At 62.9% G+C, this 19,189-nt stretch carries 22 protein-coding genes and 1 tRNA gene; 12 read left to right on the forward strand and 11 right to left on the reverse strand.

The annotated features are described in order from the left end of the window. Window positions 1-33: 33 nt before the first annotated feature. Window positions 34-1,353 carry a tyrosine-type recombinase/integrase gene (locus FQU96_RS40740; RefSeq protein ID WP_178131151.1) on the forward strand — a complete coding sequence of 440 codons (1,320 nt, stop codon included), beginning with the start codon at window positions 34-36 and terminating at the stop codon, window positions 1,351-1,353. A gap of 129 nt (window positions 1,354-1,482) precedes the next feature. On the opposite strand, the gene FQU96_RS40745 is transcribed toward FQU96_RS40740, so the two are convergent. Both FQU96_RS40745 and FQU96_RS40750 read right to left on the reverse strand, forming a co-directional pair. Beyond that, window positions 1,483-2,685: a hypothetical protein gene (locus FQU96_RS40745; protein WP_146547181.1), complete on the reverse strand. Its 1,203-nt coding sequence runs from the start codon at window positions 2,683-2,685 to the stop codon at window positions 1,483-1,485. Between the two features lie 309 nt (window positions 2,686-2,994). Beyond that, window positions 2,995-3,474 carry a hypothetical protein gene (locus FQU96_RS40750; RefSeq protein WP_146547182.1) on the reverse strand — a complete coding sequence of 160 codons (480 nt, stop codon included), beginning with the start codon at window positions 3,472-3,474 and terminating at the stop codon, window positions 2,995-2,997. Window positions 3,475-3,659: 185 nt separating this feature from the next. Between FQU96_RS40750 and FQU96_RS40755 the strand changes: the two genes are divergently transcribed. After that, entirely contained in the window at window positions 3,660-4,232 is a 573-nt protein-coding gene (locus FQU96_RS40755) for a hypothetical protein (protein ID WP_146547183.1), read from the forward strand. Between the two features lie 277 nt (window positions 4,233-4,509). Here the strand turns inward: FQU96_RS40755 and FQU96_RS42980 are convergent, their stop codons facing one another. Next, a complete protein-coding gene (locus tag FQU96_RS42980) occupies window positions 4,510-4,644 on the reverse strand; it encodes a hypothetical protein (protein WP_255468864.1) in 135 nt (44 codons plus the stop codon). A gap of 356 nt (window positions 4,645-5,000) precedes the next feature. Here FQU96_RS42980 and FQU96_RS40760 point away from each other — a divergent pair, with 356 nt between their 5' ends. The 10 genes from FQU96_RS40760 to FQU96_RS40805 all read left to right on the forward strand — a co-directional run bounded on the left by FQU96_RS40760 (window position 5,001) and on the right by FQU96_RS40805 (window position 13,316). Beyond that, on the forward strand, window positions 5,001-5,600 hold the full coding sequence (locus FQU96_RS40760; RefSeq protein ID WP_146547184.1) for a recombinase family protein: 600 nt from the start codon (window positions 5,001-5,003) through the stop codon (window positions 5,598-5,600). Window positions 5,601-5,647: 47 nt separating this feature from the next. After that, window positions 5,648-6,124, forward strand: a complete 477-nt coding sequence (locus FQU96_RS40765) for a hypothetical protein (RefSeq protein ID WP_146547185.1) — start codon at window positions 5,648-5,650, stop codon at window positions 6,122-6,124. 318 nt (window positions 6,125-6,442) lie between these two features. Further along, the gene (locus FQU96_RS40770; protein WP_146547186.1) at window positions 6,443-7,099 is read left to right on the forward strand and encodes a hypothetical protein; all 657 of its coding nucleotides are present in this window, start codon (window positions 6,443-6,445) and stop codon (window positions 7,097-7,099) included. Window positions 7,100-7,118: 19 nt separating this feature from the next. Continuing rightward, window positions 7,119-9,143, forward strand: coding sequence for a hypothetical protein (locus tag FQU96_RS40775; protein WP_146547187.1), 2,025 nt, complete (start codon window positions 7,119-7,121; stop codon window positions 9,141-9,143). A 100-nt stretch (window positions 9,144-9,243) separates the two neighbouring features. Then, window positions 9,244-9,453, forward strand: a complete 210-nt coding sequence (locus FQU96_RS40780; protein ID WP_146547188.1) for a hypothetical protein — start codon at window positions 9,244-9,246, stop codon at window positions 9,451-9,453. Between the two features lie 293 nt (window positions 9,454-9,746). After that, a complete protein-coding gene (locus tag FQU96_RS40785; RefSeq protein ID WP_146547189.1) occupies window positions 9,747-10,280 on the forward strand; it encodes a hypothetical protein in 534 nt (177 codons plus the stop codon). Between the two features lie 177 nt (window positions 10,281-10,457). Next, entirely contained in the window at window positions 10,458-10,823 is a 366-nt protein-coding gene (locus tag FQU96_RS40790; RefSeq protein ID WP_146547190.1) for a hypothetical protein, read from the forward strand. A gap of 2 nt (window positions 10,824-10,825) precedes the next feature. Next, window positions 10,826-11,188: a hypothetical protein gene (locus FQU96_RS40795; protein WP_146547191.1), complete on the forward strand. Its 363-nt coding sequence runs from the start codon at window positions 10,826-10,828 to the stop codon at window positions 11,186-11,188. A 497-nt stretch (window positions 11,189-11,685) separates the two neighbouring features. Beyond that, the gene (locus FQU96_RS40800) at window positions 11,686-11,925 is read left to right on the forward strand and encodes a hypothetical protein (protein ID WP_146547192.1); all 240 of its coding nucleotides are present in this window, start codon (window positions 11,686-11,688) and stop codon (window positions 11,923-11,925) included. A 215-nt stretch (window positions 11,926-12,140) separates the two neighbouring features. Continuing rightward, window positions 12,141-13,316, forward strand: a complete 1,176-nt coding sequence (locus tag FQU96_RS40805) for a helix-turn-helix domain-containing protein (protein ID WP_146547193.1) — start codon at window positions 12,141-12,143, stop codon at window positions 13,314-13,316. Between the two features lie 120 nt (window positions 13,317-13,436). Here FQU96_RS40805 and FQU96_RS40810 read toward each other — a convergent pair. From FQU96_RS40810 to FQU96_RS40845, 8 genes are all read right to left on the reverse strand, one after another. After that, window positions 13,437-13,513, reverse strand: a tRNA-Arg gene (locus tag FQU96_RS40810). A 178-nt stretch (window positions 13,514-13,691) separates the two neighbouring features. After that, a complete protein-coding gene (locus FQU96_RS40815) occupies window positions 13,692-14,000 on the reverse strand; it encodes a DNA-binding transcriptional regulator (RefSeq protein ID WP_146547194.1) in 309 nt (102 codons plus the stop codon). Window positions 14,001-14,117: 117 nt separating this feature from the next. Continuing rightward, window positions 14,118-14,351 (reverse strand): type II toxin-antitoxin system RelE/ParE family toxin, encoded by a 234-nt coding sequence (locus FQU96_RS40820; protein ID WP_255468865.1) that lies wholly within the window; start codon window positions 14,349-14,351, stop codon window positions 14,118-14,120. A gap of 252 nt (window positions 14,352-14,603) precedes the next feature. Continuing rightward, complete coding sequence (locus FQU96_RS40825; RefSeq protein ID WP_146547195.1) at window positions 14,604-15,371, reverse strand: alpha/beta fold hydrolase; 768 nt, start codon at window positions 15,369-15,371, stop codon at window positions 14,604-14,606. A 39-nt stretch (window positions 15,372-15,410) separates the two neighbouring features. Then, entirely contained in the window at window positions 15,411-15,806 is a 396-nt protein-coding gene (locus FQU96_RS40830; RefSeq protein WP_146547196.1) for a YkvA family protein, read from the reverse strand. 63 nt (window positions 15,807-15,869) lie between these two features. Further along, the gene (locus FQU96_RS40835) at window positions 15,870-17,303 is read right to left on the reverse strand and encodes an amidase (protein ID WP_146547197.1); all 1,434 of its coding nucleotides are present in this window, start codon (window positions 17,301-17,303) and stop codon (window positions 15,870-15,872) included. A 13-nt stretch (window positions 17,304-17,316) separates the two neighbouring features. Next, a complete protein-coding gene (locus FQU96_RS40840) occupies window positions 17,317-17,523 on the reverse strand; it encodes a hypothetical protein (RefSeq protein WP_146547198.1) in 207 nt (68 codons plus the stop codon). A 152-nt stretch (window positions 17,524-17,675) separates the two neighbouring features. Further along, a complete protein-coding gene (locus FQU96_RS40845; RefSeq protein ID WP_146547199.1) occupies window positions 17,676-18,455 on the reverse strand; it encodes a hypothetical protein in 780 nt (259 codons plus the stop codon). Between the last annotated feature and the right edge of the window lie 734 nt (window positions 18,456-19,189).

Below are 19,189 nucleotides of genomic sequence, written 5' to 3' on the forward strand. Positions count from 1 at the left end.
CTCCACATTCGTACTCCACAATCCGAGATACAGATGGCCACTCACCTACGCCTTCAGCGCAACGTTTGGTTCGCGCGGTTCCGCGTTCCTGCTGACGTGCAAGACGCTTTCGAAGGCAAGACCGAAGTCTACCGGACCACGGGAGCGAGCGACAAAGCGCTTGCCAAGCTGCGGGCCGCGAAAATTGTGGCGGACTTGAAGGCGAAGGTGATGGAGGCGCGGGGGCGGGCCGGATCGATTGAAGCCGAGGCACTGTGGTGGCGCGAGCAGATCAGACAAGACGACGTCGGTGTGATGCATGACGCGTTGGCGCGGCACGTTGCCGACCGCTACGTGAGGGGCGGACACCAACGGTTCAACAGAGTAGGCGTTCTGGCACCCTATGACGGCAACGAACTGGCCGCCATTGTGGACCTTGGTGGCCCCAAGGCAGCTACTTTCGTTGCCATCGCGACGGGCAAGGCGTCTCCACTGGCGCCATTCATCGCCGCTCACATCGCGAAACGCCGCGACGCGGTCGAGGAGAAGACCGCCGACATGGAGAAGTCCGACCTTGAGAAGCTGATTGATGTGTTGCCCACTCTCGACAAGCTGACACGCTCGGGTGTGGCTGACTGGGTACAGGGGCAGATTGATGCCGGCCTTAAGCCCGACGCTATCAAGCGCAAGCTGTCCGGGTTTCGTCGCTTCTGGGAGTTTCTACAGGGGCGTGGCGAGGTGTCGAAGGATGCGTCGTCGCCGTTCGAAAAAGTCAAGGTCCCCGAGCGGGCCAAGGACGCAGCACGGGGAAGCTATCTATCGTTTTCGCCCGCGGAAGTCGCGAGGCTCTACGGCGCGGCGAAGAAGGATCGACAGCTTGCCGACCTGATAATGCTGGCCAGCTACACGGGCGCGCGCATTGAGGAGCTTTGCGCGTTATCCGCTTCTGCGGTCCTTCAGAACACCTTCCGAATCACTGACGCCAAGACCGAGGCGGGCAACCGAGAGGTGCCGATACACGACAATCTGAAGGGACTGGTGAAGCGGCTCGTGAAAGAGAGCAAGGATGGGTTCCTGCTGTCGGGCCTGACCGTGAACAAGTATGGGGATCGCTCGAATGCCGTTGGTAAACGCTTCGGATATCTCAAGAAGGCCTATGGGTTCGGCGAGAGGCATGTCTTCCACAGCATCCGCAAGTGCGTTGTGACGCAATTCGACCGCGCCGACGTGCTGGAGAACGTCGCAGCGGACGTCGTCGGGCACGACAAACCTCGGATCACCTACGGGCTATACTCGGGCGGATCATCGCTGGCGCAGAGGAGGGCGGCAGTGGCAGCGCTGTCGTATCCCGGTGCGCTGGGGAAGGTCAGCTAGGAGCCCCGCTGAAGGTGTTCCACTCGATCCGCAAGGCCCGGTTGCACGGCGGCTGACGGCGTGGCTGTGGCTCAGCACGCCATCGAGGATTGCTAGGCCATGAGAAGGCCGGCGAGTCGTTCGGATAGGTCAGGGGGCGCGGTCAGCCCGCCATTTGTCGATTGCCGCCGGTAGCTCTCTGAGCGCGGGTACTATCCGGTTGGCACGGTGTGGCACTGCGTCCTTAAGCAGGGCTGAAAAGCGCCGATCGCCGCGCCATAAGTCCACATGAGGAAGATAAAACGCGTGGATCAGATCGCCGCCGAAGCTTCGTTCGATCTTGGCCTCGGAACCAGTCAGCCCCATGATTTGACTGATATAGGCGTGCATCACGGCGTTGACGATTTCGCAAACTGGCACCTCAGCCGCGAAGCTGGCATCACACAAAAGCGTATCTCGCAAGGCCGCATCAACGCCAAACTCGGCAGTGTCGTCGTTTGCCATATGTAGCACTTTGCGCGCCATCTCTCCTGCCCTGTCGACAAGCGTTGCTTGGAATTGGTCGCGAGCCAGATCGAGGTGCATGAACGGCTGGAGCTGGTCACGTAGCGCTATAAAGCTGTCTTGAAAAGTGCGGCCAGTCTTGCCAATCCAATCAGGCAAGGAACGGTCGGACTCCATCTTTTCGAAGTAAGTCTCGACGAACTTTACCGGTTCGGCGATTGCAGTAAACAGTCGCCGGCTCGCTTCCTCAGGCGTGATCGCCCCGCCCATCAGGGCAACAAGCGAGCCAGAAATCGCGTTGAGTGGTAGGCCGTATTTTTCCGCCATCTTCGGCGCCGCGAGTTGCGCCATTTTGGCGAGATCGATCTTGCGCGCTTTCCTAGCAATCTGGCGCCTGAGTGCGCGAGATGGGAGGGTAGCAAGCTCGGCGTCGACCGTTTGACGCCATGTGGAACGCACATCGGCGAAACTGTCCGAGACGTTGGGATACCAGTACCGATCCGGCGAAAGGATGCGAGTATCTTGGGCGTTAGGAATGGCACCGCGCCTTATCGCGGCCTCGGCAATCTCCGCCGCGATAAGGCGTGTGGGATAGGCGAGCGCCCAGGCACCGCACAGCCGCTCAACTGCCTCGGCTTTCCTAATCGTGGTGTCGCGATAGTCGGCGTCATATTGCAGCAACTCGCCAAGGATTGGCATCGAAACAGCAAAGATTGCGTCGCCTGAGTGCTTGCGTGCCACGAGAGCCGTGAAGAGCGCTTCGGTGGCACCGTCAGATTTGCCCCGTAGCACATCACCGAATCGCGAATAGTCCTGAGTATCCAGATAGACAATAGGAGGAGAAGACATGACGACTCTCGCGATCCGGCACTGACCTAGATGATCTCCTGCACGGCAGGAGGGGTTGCCGGCATTGACGCACTAGCTATGCACTGTCCGCCCCCCACACAAGCCCCGCGGCGTGTACCGACAGGCGGACGGGGACACTGGACGTCGCGTGGTGGCATGGCGGGGAGACCGCGGGGGTTGCCTTCGAGTGGCCCGCGGAGGGGCGTTGAGGCCGCCCTAGAGCGCTCGCTTTCGTGAGCGCGAGTCGAAGTGATTAGCCTCGCTCCAAGCTCAACAGTGCGGAGCCTTCTGTTCCGATCCGCGGTGCTTTCATCGTGTACCCGTTTCCTTGCCTTCTGCCTCATCCCATTCCTTCTCGATCTTGGCGGCCAGTTCGAACAACCGCTTCGGTATCTCCTCCTCGTCCTCCATGAAGTGGAAGGGCACCTCTGCCGTCGCCTTGGCCAGGGCGGGATGGACCTCCTCGCCGCCGTCGCGCGTGCGCACCCATCGCGCAGCTTCCGGCCGCCTCCAGTAGCCCATCAGGGTCGTGCATCGAGCGAGCAAGGCGTGCCCCTTATCGGGATCGTCCTTGAACGCGTCGAGCAGCGCCATGGCTGCCCGGTTGAGAGGGATATCCTTGAGCGTGAGGTAGCCTGGCTCCGGGTCGGGCAGCGGCTTTGTCGGTGCGGTGCCGACGTACGCCGCGTGCAGCAGGTGGTTCGCGAAGCCAAGCTCCTCGTAGGTCACGGACGGAATGATCGAGCGCAGTGAGCGCGGGGACCTTTTAGCCTTCGGCTTCTTCGTCACGGGGCGCCTATCCTGTTTGCCCCAAGGGTACGACAGCGGCTCCCCCGTTGGTGGAAAATGTCTGGGGGTATCCTCGCGAGCCGTCATTGGCGCCCCCCTCTGAGAGGCCCATAAGACACCTCTTCCGGCCGCCCACCCTGCCCATTAAGGTTGGCCCGGATCGTCCCCTACGGAGGGATTGTAGCGTGCGCGTCATCAAGATTTTGGACCCGGAAACGGGAGAGGAGCTGGACCTCGAACCCAACGCTGCGGTCTACGAAGAGATTGGCGAGGGTGAGAAGTGCGAGCACCAGACGACTGAGATCCGGCGGCGACAGGTGAAGGGCGGCGGCTTCCAGCACCGATACCAATGCCTTCAATGCGGCGAGGCAATAGGCACGGCTGTCTCGAAGGCTGTGGCAGGTGCCGCCCCCGACTTTGACGAACATCTAAGTGCCAAAACCAAGGCTGACCGGGAAAAACGCCGCGAAGAGATCATGCTCCACCACGCCCGTGCTCAGCGCGAGAGGACGTCAGTATTTTGGCAGCAGTACGAGGCTTACCGCGAGACGCCGGCGTGGAAGACCCGGCGCGACAAGGTCTTGGCGAGGGCCGGCGGGATATGCGAGGGCTGTGGTTTTCGACGGGCGACCCAAGCCCACCACCGTTCATACGAGCATCTCGGACACGAATTTCTTTTCGAACTGGTGGCGGTTTGCGACACATGCCACGACCGGCTCCACGGTGAGAGCGAGGAACCCGGCGAGATCGCTTTTTGAGTTGTGAAACGGGTGCCACCAAAGTTGGTGCAAAAATGTCCGAGGGTATCCCGTGAGCGGCCGGCCGCCGGTCCCCCCGTGTGCCTTGCTGCCGGGGTCTAGGCGCGAGACGCGATGCCGAGGGGCGGGAGGGCACCGCGCTGGACTGCGCCCTTTCGCAAGTCTACCGCGGGGCCTCCTGCAGGGCCGTAGAGGGGCCGTACAGAGCCACGCGTCACAGCCGCCATCCGAGGCCAGCCGGGGCCGCAATCGCTCTGTACGAGTCCCGCAGCGAATCCTAGGCCTTCCTGCTGGTCACGATCTGCAGCCGGCCCAGGTAGAACCACCACGACCCAGGCGCGACGCCGCGGACGGGCAGCGACCAGACCGACCACGACTTAGGTACCCATTGAACGTGAACTTCGACAGGCATCTTACAGTCCTTCCGCGCACCATGCGCTGCCCCTCAAATGCCCTGAAGTCGACCTGAAGAGGAGCGCGAAGAAGTCATCTCGCGGGCGCAAATATCGCCAGAAATGCATAGGTCGACACAGCCCGTGTCACAGACTGCGGCAAGTCTCAAGCGCCACGGGACTTCACAGTAGACTATTCATCTTCTTGCGGGGATTGAGGGGCGATCAGGGGTGTTCAGAAACCCCGTCGAAAACAGCGCCTCGAAACCCCAGCAAATGCGGCCTCGCCGACCTGCCCCTCAGAGTGTTCCGAAACCTATTGTTTTCTGAACAATGCTCCGGTACAAGATCGCTCGCCGAGGAGGCGAGGGCTGTCATGACGAAGAACAGAACATCGATCTACCTGCGCGTGAGCACGGACGGTCAGACGGTCGAGAATCAGCGCCGCGACCTTACCGCCTTCGCCGAACTGAAGGGCTGGCCTATCGTGGCCACCTACGAGGATGCCGGCATCAGTGGCGCCAAGGGTCGAGAGCACCGGCCCGGCCTCGACGCTCTACTGAAGGATGCCCGTAAGCGCCGCTTCGACCGAGTCCTGTTCTGGTCAGTGGACCGGCTGGGCCGCAGCACAGCGACCGTCACGCAGCACATGGCGGACTTCGCGGGCGCGGGTGTGGCGCAGTTCTACTTCAAGGAATCCATGGACACCGCGACAGCGCATGGCCGGGCGATGCTTGAGATGGCAGCCGTGTTCGGGACGCTGGAACGGGAGATGATCCGAGAGCGGGTTAAGGCCGGTATCGATCGTGTCCGCGCGACCGGCAAGACCAAGAGCGGCAAGCCGATCGGGCGGCCTAAGGTAGGAGGCGACGTCGAGGCCAAGGTCGTCGAGCTACGGGCCGCGGGCATGGGTATCCGGGCAATCGCCGCTGAGGTGGGCTGCGGCGTTGGGACGGTGCTGAGGATCACCGCCTAGGGCCGCTAGGAGCGGGTCCAAACGGTTAGGGAAAGTGGTGAGCGGGGATGATGTACGCAATCGGCTTGCTCCTGTTGGGGCTCGTGATCTGGTTCGTTGGGAAGCGGCAAGACGAGGACCTACGCTACCCAGACCACGCAGAGCGGAAACGAGTGGACGCGATCGATGCCATGGCCCGCAAGGCGGAGGCGCAATATCAGAAGCGGGCCACGAAGATGGGATGGACAGCGCCCACGGCAGAAGATGACCGCAAGTGGCACGAAGAGTCGAAGCGCAGAGCGATGGCGAGGGCCATAGTGATGACCGAAGCCGGCCTCGACCTTTCCGACGCTCATCCGGGCCCCACAGGCACCGTCATCAACACCAAGGCGGACCGCGACGCTTACGAGAAGGCACGCGTCGCGGCCGAGAAAGCGGCCATAGCGAAGGTCATAGCGGAGGCTGAAGCCACGGCTAAGGCTGAGGCAACATCCCTAGACGAGCAACTTCAGCGCCGCTTAGCGAGCGCCCCAGGGCCGCGCTAGGCGCGTCTAGCGACGCTAGGAGGCCGCTGACGCTAAGGCCTTGATGCGACTCGGAAAGTCCCGAAAGGACACCATAAGACGGACCCAGGTTATGCGGCCGTGGGGATCAATCCCGGCCCATGTAACTAGGTAGAGGGGCACCGACTCACCCTCATCGCCACAGGGACAAGCCTCTCTGTGTCTTTACCTGGGGGCACGGGTCCATACCCTCTTCAAAGGATCAATCCCAACATGACATCACGTACCTGCGCTTGCGCCGGGTGCGACTCGCCGACTGCGTCTCGGTTCGCCCGCTACTGTCAGCGCCACAAGAACCATATGGTCCGGCATGGCCATCCAGAGCAGCGGCCGGTCAGTTCCACCGAGTTGAAGCCGTACCTGAAGACCGTCGAGACACTCCGCCGACGTGACCCTTCAGCACCCCTTTGGCCGCTCCTCTCGTCCCGCTGGGAGGCCATCGCGAAGGCCGCTGAGAGTGTAGCCAACGACTCGACCCATCGGCCCAGCCGGGAAGCCGCAAAGCTGGTGCTGGGGATCGCCCGCGATGCGGACGCGGCAAAGGTGGTCGACACCGCGCTCGCTTGTTTCATGTACCGCGAGGCCCAGCCGAACACCTTTGCTAGTGAGAATGCCTTCGACTTCCAGATGGTCCGCAGGGTCCGCAACCTAGCGCCGACGAACCGGGGCCAATGGGTCAATCCGAACACCGGAAAGACCCACTACGCCTACCCATTCATCAGCCCGAGGGCCATGGCAGTGATCGCTAAGACCATTCGGGACAATTTCAGCCTTCCAGCTTTTAAGCTCACTCGCCGCCTCGAAGCCGAGAAGGACGCGAAGGCGCAGGAAAGGGCGGCCGTGAGCGAGGCCATCGACAGTCTCGATATCACCCCGAAGCCAAAGCGCATCACGACGCTGGGCGCCCGCGAGGTTGCGACCCGCGAGATCGAGGCCAAGGAAATCAGCATCCCCTAAACAGAGAGACACCACCGACATGGACAAGCTTCTGGAGGAGGCGCGCGCCGCGAGCGTCATTCGCGACAACCCAGCCTACGCCGCCGTCCGCCGTCTCTCGGATCGCGCCCACAGCATCGTCACGAAACGCTTGATCGACTACGGCAGCATCCCCAGCGGGGCCCATTCACAGGCCTTGATGGTCACTGCCGGCGGACTGGCGTGGCAGCTGTACGCCATCTCACCGCGACACCGCGCGCGCCGCGCCTACCCGCTGCCGTGCGGGACGGGAAAGACTCAGAGCGTCGTTGCCTTCGCCCAGGCCCTCTATGAGATCGGTCTCGAAGACGGCCGGCCGTGGTGCGGCAAGTCCTTTCTGGTCGCTCAGACCCAGATAGACAGCCTGATCGCCCTTCGCCGGGACATGATCGCAGCCGGCATCCCGGAGGACGACATTGGCTTGATCTACTCAGGAGAGGAACGGGAAGTCCCACCGACCACCGACAACAGCCGCCGTCCGGTGCTGCTGGTCGCTCACGCCAAGATCAAGCGGACGGGGGACAGCGCCGGGAAGTTAGAGGAGGTGACGCAGTACCGGCCCCGGCCGTTAAAGGCCCTAAGTACCCTTTCTATAGACTTGCGGCCTCTAACTCGACCGCGGGACCTACTCATCTGGGACGAGGTCCTTCTCAGCACACAGGCCCATTCCATCGCCACAGAGGACGCCAGTGCGCTTGCCGCTGGCGCCTCTGCGCGATGCGAGGAAGCCCCTGCCCCGTTCCGTAAGGAGTGCGCGGACTACCTCGCTCGCTGTTGGTCGCTGATCAAGATCGAACGGGAACGCCAACTCGCCGGACATGAGCCGTCGAAGGTGACACTTCCGTCCATCCCGGAGGACCTTGAATTGCCCTACATCCAGGCTTTCAAGAAGATGGCCAAGGGCGACACCAACGCTTTCGCGACGCTGGTCGAGATGAACGGCATGGACGCTCGCTTCACCTTCTTGGTCGAGCCGGGCAAGGACCGTAGAGGCGGTATGGTGTCGTTTGAGGTGTCGGTCCCAGACGCGTTCGACAACATCGCCATCCTCGACGCCGGCCACGCCGTCAATCGACTGGTCAGGCTCGACAGTCGGATAGGCCTGGCCATCGGCTTCGACAAGCTTGGTGTCGTCAAATCGTACGACAACGTCGAGGTGCATTTCGCCAACGGTAGCTCCGGCCGCAGTCCAACGGAGAAGGATTGGGACTCCATGGCCGAGAAGCAATCCGTCAGCGAGATTATCGCAACGGTGAAGGCCATCCCTGCCGAGGAACACGTCCTGATATGGACCTTCAAGCACAGCGGGTACTGGCGCGCGCCGGATCTGCCGACTCTGATCAAGAAGCGGCTTGCCGCGGCGGGTGTCGACGTCGAGGCCAAGATCAACGGCAGAGACCGAATTAGCGTCGCGACGTTCGGTCGACATATCGGCTTCAACGATTGGTCGCGCGTCGAGAACGTGATCTTCGCTGGCGTCCTGCAGCGGGACCGCTTCGACCTGCTATCGTCATCCATCGCGCAAGTCCGCGACATCATGGCGGACACTGACAGGCTCATCCCGGTAACGGAGGTGTCCCTCGGCGAAGTCGCGGGGACCCTCTATCAGGCCATCTCGCGCGGTCGCTGCCGGGACACTGTCGATGGACAGGCGAAGCCCATGAAGGTGTGGCTTCGACACCACGACAGGAAGATCAGAGAGGAACTGAACGCGCTCCTACCGAGCGCCCAATGGTCCCGCTGGTATGGCTCAGAAGCCCGCGGCGGGAAGATCGACGGCGTTGCAGAGAAGGTCGAAGCGGCATTGTCGAGCCTACCCCAGGACGTCGCGTCCATTTCCGTCCGCAAGTTCAAGGAGCAATGCGGACTGAAGGACGCCCCTAACAAGACGTTCCAGAAGGCATGGGCAACGCTCGCCGAACGGGTTGAATGGACGCTGTCGGGTCGATCATTCGTCCGGCTCGAACATGCCGGAGCGATGGCGGCGCCGCGCCTTGGCTTCAAGGACGAGACCGCGGCCGCCTAGGCCTTTGCACCGCGCCTACCGCCACCCTCTCCGTGATTCCCGTTCACGGAGTCTTCCGCCTATCCTATACTACCGCCCACACACACAGAAGACTTGATCCATGAACCCAATCGAGCGCCTCGCCGACACCCGCCTCGGCTACGCTGTGATCCTCATCGCGGCCGTTGTCGGCTTCTACTTCTTCGCCGACTGGCTCGCTTCCATCTTCCCGCACCCGCGCTCGGCGCTCATCCCGCCCGAATGGGTCGTTTACGGCTCGACCGCCTTCTTAGCCTACGCTGCAGCGCGCGCGTGGTGGAACGACCGATGAAGTCCCGGTCCGCATCAGAAGTTTCGGTACCGAAACTTTTCTCGGCCGCCGCGTAGTCCTTCTCGCCCCACTACCGCCAACCTCAAAGGCACCGCCATCGTGCGGGGCTTTCTCATTTCAGCCCTCCGCCAGCGGCGCTTTAGCCGCGCCCCTCGCGGCGCCCACGGGCCCCGGCCACCGCGCCGGGTTCTCCATTTTGAAGGCACCCCGGCGCGAGCCTTGCGCGGCCCGGTGCCGTTTGGTGTGCAGGGACTCCCTTTCTACGAGATCACGAGATGTGTGAACCAACAACCATGGCACTAGCCACGTTTGCCGTTGGCGCAGCGTCGGCTGGTGCAAGCTACACCGGGCAGCAGTCCGCGGCCAAAGCACAGAACAAGCAATACGCCGCCAACGCGGAGTCAGCCCGCCGCGCGGCTTCTGAGAGCTACGCCTCGCTGCAACAGCGCATCGATCAAGAGCGCGCTGCTACTATCGACGAGCAGTTTCAGACCGCCATCGACGCCAAGCGGGCCGGTGCCACCGCGACCGTTGCGGCCGGCGAGGCCGGTGTCAACGGCCACTCCATTGACGCTCTTCTGGCCGACTACAAGGCACAGCAGGGGCGCTTCAATGCCAACACGCAGCAGAACCTTAGGTCCACTGAAGGGCAGCTTCGGCAAGAGATGAAGGGCGTCCAGGCTCAGGCAGAGACGCGCATCAACTCGGTCCCGAGAGGTCAGAAGCCGTCGTTCATTGATGCGGGGCTACGCATCATCGGCGCTGGTATCGGCGCGTACAGCGATCGGGAGCGGTGGATTCGCGGCAATCCTGAAAGCCGGGGCTAGGTTCGGCCATCATCAAGCGCTCTCTCAGCGCTCAACACCACTGAGAAGGCCCGCCATCGCGCGGGCTGTCGTCTTTCTGGGAAAGCCTCGAACGCCATGCGCACGCACGCAACCTCAACTACAGCCATCCCGTCGCCCGCTTGGGCTCACCTCTCCCTCATCTACGGAATCACCACCATGACCTATCCCCTGCCGTCGGGGGGCAGCCAAGTATCAGTAGTACCGCCGACCAAAGCCGCTCAGCAATTCAGCGTCCAAGACCTCGCTGATCTGCTGATCGAGTACATCCCGTGGCCGACGCCCCGTTGTGCACGCGCCTACGCTCGCACCGTCTTGATCGGCTGTGACCTGGGACGCTGGAACTGCAAGTCACGGGCGGCCGCGATGATCCCCACGGAGATCGCCATCAAGAATGACTGGGCGTTGCCGTTGGCCGCGAAGGTCATGCTAACAGCGGTGGGCCTGGAGGTCTTCTTGGCACACGCCGCGAAGGCTCTCGCCACGCGTGGACCGATCGAGTCGCGTTCGATCAAGGTCGCGTAGTCATGGCCGCATCGAAAGCCACTCTGAACAAGTTAGCCAACCTCCTACTCGCTGAATTCATCGACGTTCTCGAGAAGGGTGAGGAGGTAGTCGACTTTGATCGCGATGGCGGAGCGATCACCCGGTACCGCCGTCGGCCGACCGCTCCCATGCTCCAGACGATTCGCCAGGCCCTGAAGGACTCTGGCACTGATCTGGGCGGCACCGATGCGGTCGGGGCCTTCAACAAAGGCGGCGACAGGATCAGCGGCTTTGCAATCCCGTTCGAGGTCCCGTTCCTGTGCGAGAGCGATGAAGGCGACGCGGAGATGATCCCAGCCGCCAACGCAGACGACGACACCGCAGACGAGGACAACGAACGATAACTATGGAATCTGAACACTGAAGAGTCTGGCTGGACCACCACACCGCCTTCAGTGAGGCTCACAGCGACGGGCCTAGAGCGGCTCGCCGGATTCTTGCTGGCCTCGTGGAAGCGCTCGCGCGCCCCTGAATAGGTGGCGGTATGAGCGATCGGCGTTGCTGAGCGCATGGGCTTGGTCCGCCGCGGTCCGTACGCCTATGAGGCCGTCGGCGCGCCCCCTCAGCAGCAGCAAAGTGCGCCTCACGACGCTCAGCAAAGCCCACAAGGGCGGGAGCAGCAGCCCGAGGAAGCCCCCATCGACGCCCCGAAGGTGGTTCTCGATAGTGCCACCGACAAAGCCATCGGCGTCACGTACGACAAGGCACCCGACGCCTTCAACGCCGTGATGCGGGAGGCCCGACTGCACGGCAGTGACTTCGACCCGAACAACTCACGAGCCGTCGAAGCTCTGGCGAGCCGTATAGGTGCCGAGCCGGGCGAGATCGCGCAGCTGGCGACGTGGCGGAAGCCGACACCCGCATGGGCCAAACTGGCCGAGCGGACTACAGCAAGCCTATAGCCACGTTCCTCGCCGAGCTTGGTCGCAATGACCCGGCGCGCGTTATCGCGATGGCCGCCGAAGCCGGACTACAGGCGCGCAAGGCGGATGGCGACGTGATCGTCTCGATACCCGGCCGGGGCACCATGCGCTGGGCCGTGGCCGTGCGTCAGAAGCTGATCCCGCTGCGAGTTGGGTGAGAGGGGTGCGTACACAGGACGTGCCTTAGGTGGGGTGCCCGGTTTCCCTCAGGGGAGGCCGGGCGTTTTCATCCTTCAGTTTGCCTTGATGGTCCTCTTGTTCCCACATGAGCAGGTTGTGGCCGCCGTTGGTATGACACATGCTGACCGGGTATTGGCTGGCACCGTCCATCGGTAGCCTCTCGATGCTGGGCGGAAGACGTTAGGATGCACAGATGATCGATGTACCTCTCAGCAAGATAGATCTTGCGACGATTGACGCCCTGATCAGCAATGGCGTCACAGAGAGCCAGACGCTGGATTTCAAGGCGGACCTTTCACTCACCACACCAGACGACAAGAAGGAATTCCTCAAGGACGTGTCGGCGTTTGCAAACGCTGCCGGAGGTGATCTTGTGCTCGGCGTGACTCAGGATAAGGCAACGGGCGCGGCTAATGGACGACCGGGAATTGCCATACCAAAGTTCGATAGCTGGATGCAGACATTGGAAAACCTGCTTCATAGCAGCATTGACCCGCGTCTACCTGCCGTTGCTTTTCATCCGATCCCTTTAGGTGGTGATCTGTTTGTCGTTGTTCTTCGCATCCGACAGAGTTGGTATGGACCGCACAGAGTTGAGTTAGGACGCAGCAAGTTCTACGGCCGGCACTCAGCGGGCGTGTTTGAGATGAACGTCACCCAGTTGCGGAATGCGTTCACCCTCTCCGACACTTTGACCAAGCGGGTACAGGATTTCCGCGATGAGCGCTTGGCACGAATCGTGTCAAATGCCGGTGCAATCGGTCTTAAGGAGGGAGCTAAACTAGTTGTCCATGCGTGTCCCATCGCCTCCTTCGCCGGACAAATCCAGCTTTCGCAGTCGACATTGCAAAGTGACGGCGCGTTGATGACACCGCTGGGCAGTTCTGGAACAAATTTCTCGAATGTTCTCGAAGGCTTTATGACGTACAGCGGGCGAGAGGATGATCCTACCTCGCGGGCGTACACGCTCAGCCTTCGAAATGGGGTCGTTGAGTTCGTGACGACATTCACGCCAACACAGACGGAGAAGGGGACCATCCAGCGGTACCTTTGGCTGGGCGATGTGGAGGCAGGAATGATTTCTGCTTTCGACAAGTTCATGAAGTATTACAAGTTTGTGGGCATTACGCCGCCGCTCTACGCATTCGTTTCGATCGTGGACGCGCTTGGATACGATGTGCGGAGAGATTCGTACGGTCGACCACAGCCGCTTCGGCGACACGATCTCATGTTGCCGGAGGTGGAAGTTACGGACGAGAGCTTTGACTGTTATCGCGAACTGAAGCCGACCTGCGACATCCTATGGAACGCTTTCGGGTACTCGGGCTCACCCAACTTTCGTTCCGGCGCGTGGAGGAGGCCAACCTAGCTTGTGGCTTGAACCGGGATCAAACGAGGCCACGCGTACTCCACATACGTACTCCACAAGATTAATAATGCAGCTAATCCGATGCCGATATTTGCTGCGTTTTTCAGGGAATGCAGGGGCTGGCGTCCCCGAGAGGATTCGAACCTCCGGCCTACGGTTTAGGAAACCGCCGCTCTATCCGGCTGAGCTACGGGGACATAGTCACCTAAGCCGTTGACCTAACAGGTTTTGCCGCCACGGACAACCCGCCGGCGCTTCTGGGTGTTAGTGACTTCTGTTCGTGACTCGGTGCCCTGATTGTTCACGGCGGTGTTCGCAGCTCGCTCATCCCGGCCGTGAGGCCAGTGGAGGGCGGGCTTTTCTGCGTTCTGATGATCAACGCTCTGGCTGGACGCTCTTGATCACTTTCAGCACCGTCTTTGGGTGCTGGTCGATGACGTGCAACAGAAGTCGCGTTGCGCCGGTTGGGCTGCTCTGACCTTGCTCCCACTTCACGAGCGTGGGGAGCGGGATCGAGTACGTTTCGGCGAAGTCTTCCTGTGTCATCTGCTGCTTGGCCCGGACCCCCTTGACGTCGATCGGCGGCACCTCGTGCACACGGGTGACGCGGCCGGGTTCGCCCTTCGCGTGGCCGATCGCGTCGCGCAGCCCCGCTGCGATGCTGTCAAATGCCTTCTTGCTCATAGCCTCACTCTCCTTTCTTCGTCGGGCGCCACGCGGCCTTGAGGACCGTCGTCAGTTTGAGTAATTCGTTCCGCTCCTTTGCACTGAGGTCCGACTTCTCGTTCTTGGTGAACACCGTCAGCAGGTAGATCGGAAACTGCTCATTGAAAAAAAGTAGATGACCCGTGCGCCACCGCTCTTGCCCCGGCCGCCAACCGCGACCCGGATTTTCCGTACCCCGCCGGTGTCCTTGATCACGTCGCCGGCGGCCGGGTTCTTGGCGATTGCGTCGATCGTCGCGTGCAGCTCCTCGACCGTCAGCCGGCGCTCGGCGCGGGCGGTGAAGGTGGCAGTTTCAAGCACGGTGTGCATGGGTTGAAGCTAACCATATTGGTTAGTTGTCGTCAACACAAAACTAACCAAAATGGTTGGTATTTTTGGACCGCAGTTTGGGTTTGGTGCAAGCTGAAATGTAGCAATTTCAATCACTTATAAATTGGTCGACTTGCTAGGAAAACCGCCGCTCTATCCGGCTGATCTATGGGGGCATAGCCACCTAAGCCGTTGACCTATCAGGTTTGCCGCCACGGACAACCGGGCCACATCATGGTGTCAGGGTTCCTGTCAGGGACGCTCACCGAGCCAGGCATCGAGCACGGATGCGAAGCGCACGGGCTTCTTCTCCGGCAGCATGTGATCTGCGTCCTCGATGATGCGCAGCGCGGCCGATGAAATGCTTCGTGCGACGGCCCGCGATGCGATCTCGAAGAGCGGCCGTGTCTGGCGTCCGAATGACACGGTGACCGGGACCGCGATGCGGCCCAGGTCGTCGGCCGTGATGTTTGCCGGTGGTTGGCCGCCGCCCATCAGCAGGGGCATGATCCTGGCGCTCGCGCGATATCGCGCGCGGCGGTCAGGCGAAAGCATGCCGAAACATCCGTCGCCGCCTGAACTGTCGAAGAGAACCTCGACGGCGTGCTCGGCGCCTTTCGTCCGCAGCGCGTCTGCGATCGGACCAAACGCGCGATGGGCGTCGGCATGGAATGCCGCCCTGTCATCGGCGTCGGCCAGATAGGTGCTCAAACCGGGTTCGTACAGGAAGGCCTTTCGAATGAGGTCGGGTCTGCGCAGCAGCGCGCTCAGCAATACATGCGTGGAATAGGACCAGGCCGCGACGGCGACCGGGCGATCGGCTTCGGCCTCCAATAGTGCGATGAGCTGCTCCGTATGCGCCGCGGTGCCGAAGCCGCTACCGTCGTCATGCCAGGGATCGGGTCCGAACCAGCGCAGGGTGGGGCAAAGCACGCGGGCATCGCGGGTGAGCGCCGCGGCGACGGGCCGCCACAGCGTACCGTCGCCGGGCGCGCCATGCAGAAGCACAAGCGTTTGCAAACCTTCACTCCTGTCGTTGGGAGGCGCGTGGTCTCGGCGTCACGGTGAACGATCGGCGCCGCGTGGCCACAACAGCCACACCGATGCGGCAATGGCCAGCACCCAGATCGCGACGATCACCGCCAGCCCGGTCCGGCTCACGGGACGCGCTGCGCGCCGCACGGCTTCGGCGCGAAACTCGGCCATCAGTGGGGTGGGCACCAGCTTCACGGCAAGCAGGATGCCGAGCGGAACGATGATCAGGTCGTCGAGGTAGCCCAGCACCGGCACGAAGTCCGGGATCAGATCGATCGGGCTCAGCGCATAGGCGGCGACCGCGCCGGCGACAGCCTTCGCATACCACGGCACACGGGGATCGCGGGCGGCGAGCCAGAGCGCGACCGTGTCCCGCCGGATCGCCCGCGCCCAGTGCTTGACGGAGCCGATGATCGTCACGCCGCCAGTATAAGGCGTCAGGCGGGTGCGAACACGGTTCGTCCCCGCCGGCGGTATGTCGCCTTACGATGCGGCGGCCTTCGCTGTCGTATCCGATGCCAGCGCCGGCCAGCGATCGCTCAACGCCAGGGCACGCTCCAGCGCCGCGCCGATGCGCAGCACCATGGGCTCGTCGAACGGCCGGCCGACGATCTGCATCGACAGCGGCAGGCCTTCCTTCGAGAAGCCGGTGGGCACCGACATCGCCGGATGGCCGGTGACGTTGAACGGCATGGTCTGCACCGGCCAGGCGACCGGATAACCCTCGCGGTAGTCGCTGAAGCGCGGCGCCTGGGCCAGCGACGAGGCCGTGATCACGGCATCGTAGCGCTGCAGGACCGCGTTCAGTCCCGCGACCAGTTCGCGGCGCACGCGCAGCGCCTGCATCAAGTCGGCGGCGGAGATGAAGGCGCCCATGATCAGGCGGGTATGGCCCATGCGGCCATAGTCGAGCGGCCGCGTCTGCAGGTCCTGCTCGTGGATCGCATAGGCTTCCGAATTCAGGATGATGCGGCCGCAGGCGTTGAAGAGATCGTAATCCGGCAGCGTGATCTCCTCGACCTTGGCGCCGTGCCGGGCCAGCGTCTCGGCGGCGCTGTCGATCGCCGCCACCGTCTCGGGCGAAACACCGTTGGTCTTGGCGTAGAAATGCCGCGGTACCGCGATCTTCAGGCCATGGACGCCCCAGTCCAGTCCGCGCGTGAAGTCGGGGGTGACCACGTCGGCGCTGGCCGGATCGTGCGAGTCGTACGCGGCGATCACCTGCATGGTCAGCGCGCAGTCCTCGACCGTGCGTGCCAGCGGGCCGCAATGATCCAGCGTGTAGGACAGCGGGAAGACGCCGCGGCGCGACACCAGGCCATATGTCGGCTTCAGGCCGACAATGCCGCAATAGGCGGCCGGCCCACGGATCGAGCCGCCGGTATCCGATCCCATGGCCATGCGGCACAAACCGGCCGCCACGGCGGCGCCGGAACCGGATGACGAGCCGCCGGGAATGTGGTCGCGGTTCCACGGATTGCGCGCCGGCGGAAACGGCAGATCGAAGCTGGGGCCGCCGATGGCGAACTCGTGCGTCGCGAGCTTGCCCAGCAGCACGCCGCCACCGTCCTTGAGTCGCGTCGCGACCACCGAGTCGGCCGACGGTACGTTATCGACCCGCAGCTTCGAGTGGCACGTCGTGCGGATGCCGGCGGTGTCGTAGATGTCCTTCAGGCCGTAGGGGATGCCGTGCAGCGGACCCTTGTCGATGCCGGCCTTGAAATCGGCATCGGCCGCGGCGGCATCGGCCAGCGCCCGCTCGGTGGTCACCAGCAGGAAGCTGTCGAGTGCGCCATCGATCGCGGCAATGCGCGCCAGCGCGTCGCGGGTCAGCGCGGTCGAGGTCAGGGTGCCGGCACGCAGCCGGGCACCGGCTTCGGCAATGGAGAGCGTGTGCAGCGGTTCGGTCGCAGCCATGGGTTGCCTCCGCCTAGCGCCGGGGTGCGAGCGAATAGACGTTGGACGGCTCGACCGCCGCGCTGCGCGGCTGCGCGCGCACCAACGCCACCATGCCCTTGAGTTCCTTGTAGCTGGTCATGATCGCATCGTGGCGATCGGGCTGGATGGTCACGCCGGCCTTCTTCGCGGCGGCGTCGAGTTCCTGCTTGAGATCATCATCGGACGGCGGGGTTGGCATCGCGGAATGCTCCTGTGCGTGGACGCAGTGAACGCAATGGCCGCGATAGTTGCATGCGGCGCGGCGATGCAAAAGCGACGCCGACACCACGTCACCTGCTTTGCAGTGGATGCATGATGGGCTGGACCGGTAACCGACGCACCCCGCGCCCGCTATTGGATGATGTGGAGCGCGCGTCCGGTACGGCCCTTGACGATGGCGGCGCAGACCGGTGTCACGTGAACCGTTCGGATCTGGTGCTGTTCCACCGTGCAGCCCTGGCAGACCGGCCTCGAGGAGAACGTCTCCGCCGTCGTGAAAGGTGGCCGCGGCGATCCGGCGACGACCAGATGCAGGTCGTCGGTGAGGCCGAAACCCTTGTCCGGGTCCGGGCCGGCCCCGGGCATTTTGATCGGCTTGCGGGCCGCCAGGCCGATCTCCTGCCACCGGCCACCGTCGGCGCGTGGCGGCTGACCGGGGCGTTCGCGATAGGCGTGATCGATCTTGCGATCCTCGATGACCGTCATCCGGTAGTCGATGCGGGTGATCTTGCCGTCCGTGCCGGCGACCGCGTCGAACGTCACTGTTTCGTCGATCTCGCGGCCGTCGGGTGTCTGCGCGCGCTGAAAACTGTACGTGGCGACATGGAGAGTGACCTCGTTCGTCCGCGGATCGTACCGGCCGCTGACCGGCAGCACGCCGACGATCATCGGGATCGGCAACCGGCGCATGACCTGCGCGGCTCGTTGCGCGACCTCTGTCGGCTTGGGCGGCGTCGCGCCGGACGCCGCGCGGTCCGTCATGGCATCGTGGAACATCCTCACCGTCGCGGCGGGCAATCCATGGCGGGTCAGGTCGCCGCACGACTGCGACCACGATGACGGCTGCGCCATGGCGCTGCCGGCGCCGCTCGCCAGCGCCAGCCCAAGAGCAACGGATCGCGCGGTTCTCACGAAGCATCTCCGTCTGTGTCGGCACATATGACGTAGCACGTCGCCGAACGGCCGGGATCAACCCTGGGGTTGATCCGGCTGCGCGAGAAGGCCTCGTATGAGGCAATCTACTGGCGTGTTCTGTAAAATCGTCCAGTTGATCACCAGAGTTCTCCACCGGCTGCGCCGACCACAAGGACCTGAAACGGGTAGAAGGCGGGTTGCGAGCGAAGCGAGCCCCTGGGAGCGCGGGCGTCCCGCCCGCTCATGCTTCGGCGCTGCGCGCAAAGGCGAAAGCTACGCTTTCACCGGAGATGCGGGCGAGACGCCCATAGGCGCTAACTTACGCGCAAACCTCACCCTGAGGAGCGGCCCGCAGGGCCGCGTCTCGAAGGGTGGCAACAGCGCAGGCGTTGCAACATGTCCTTTCTACGACTCCGTCTGTAGCTCATCCTTCGAGACGGCCGCTGCGCGGCCTCCTCAGGATGAGGTTGGCGGCTCGATGATCGTCAAAGTTAGCGCCTATGGGCGTCCCGCCCGCGCTCCCAGGAATGATCGTCCTGGCTCCGAGACTTGTTGTTTCTTGTTAGTGGCGCGCTCCCAGCGAAGACGTACCGTTTCCTTTCAGGAAGGTTGATCAAGCGCGGGCCGGGCCGCCGGGTGTGCCGGCGTGGAACGGGATCGACGATCCGCACGAGACATCCCGAAGATTTATTGTCGATGTCGATCTTTGGACTCTTGTCGGCGCCGCACCC

Source organism: Reyranella sp. CPCC 100927, assembly GCF_007859315.1.
Classification (GTDB): Bacteria; Pseudomonadota; Alphaproteobacteria; order Reyranellales; family Reyranellaceae; genus Vineibacter.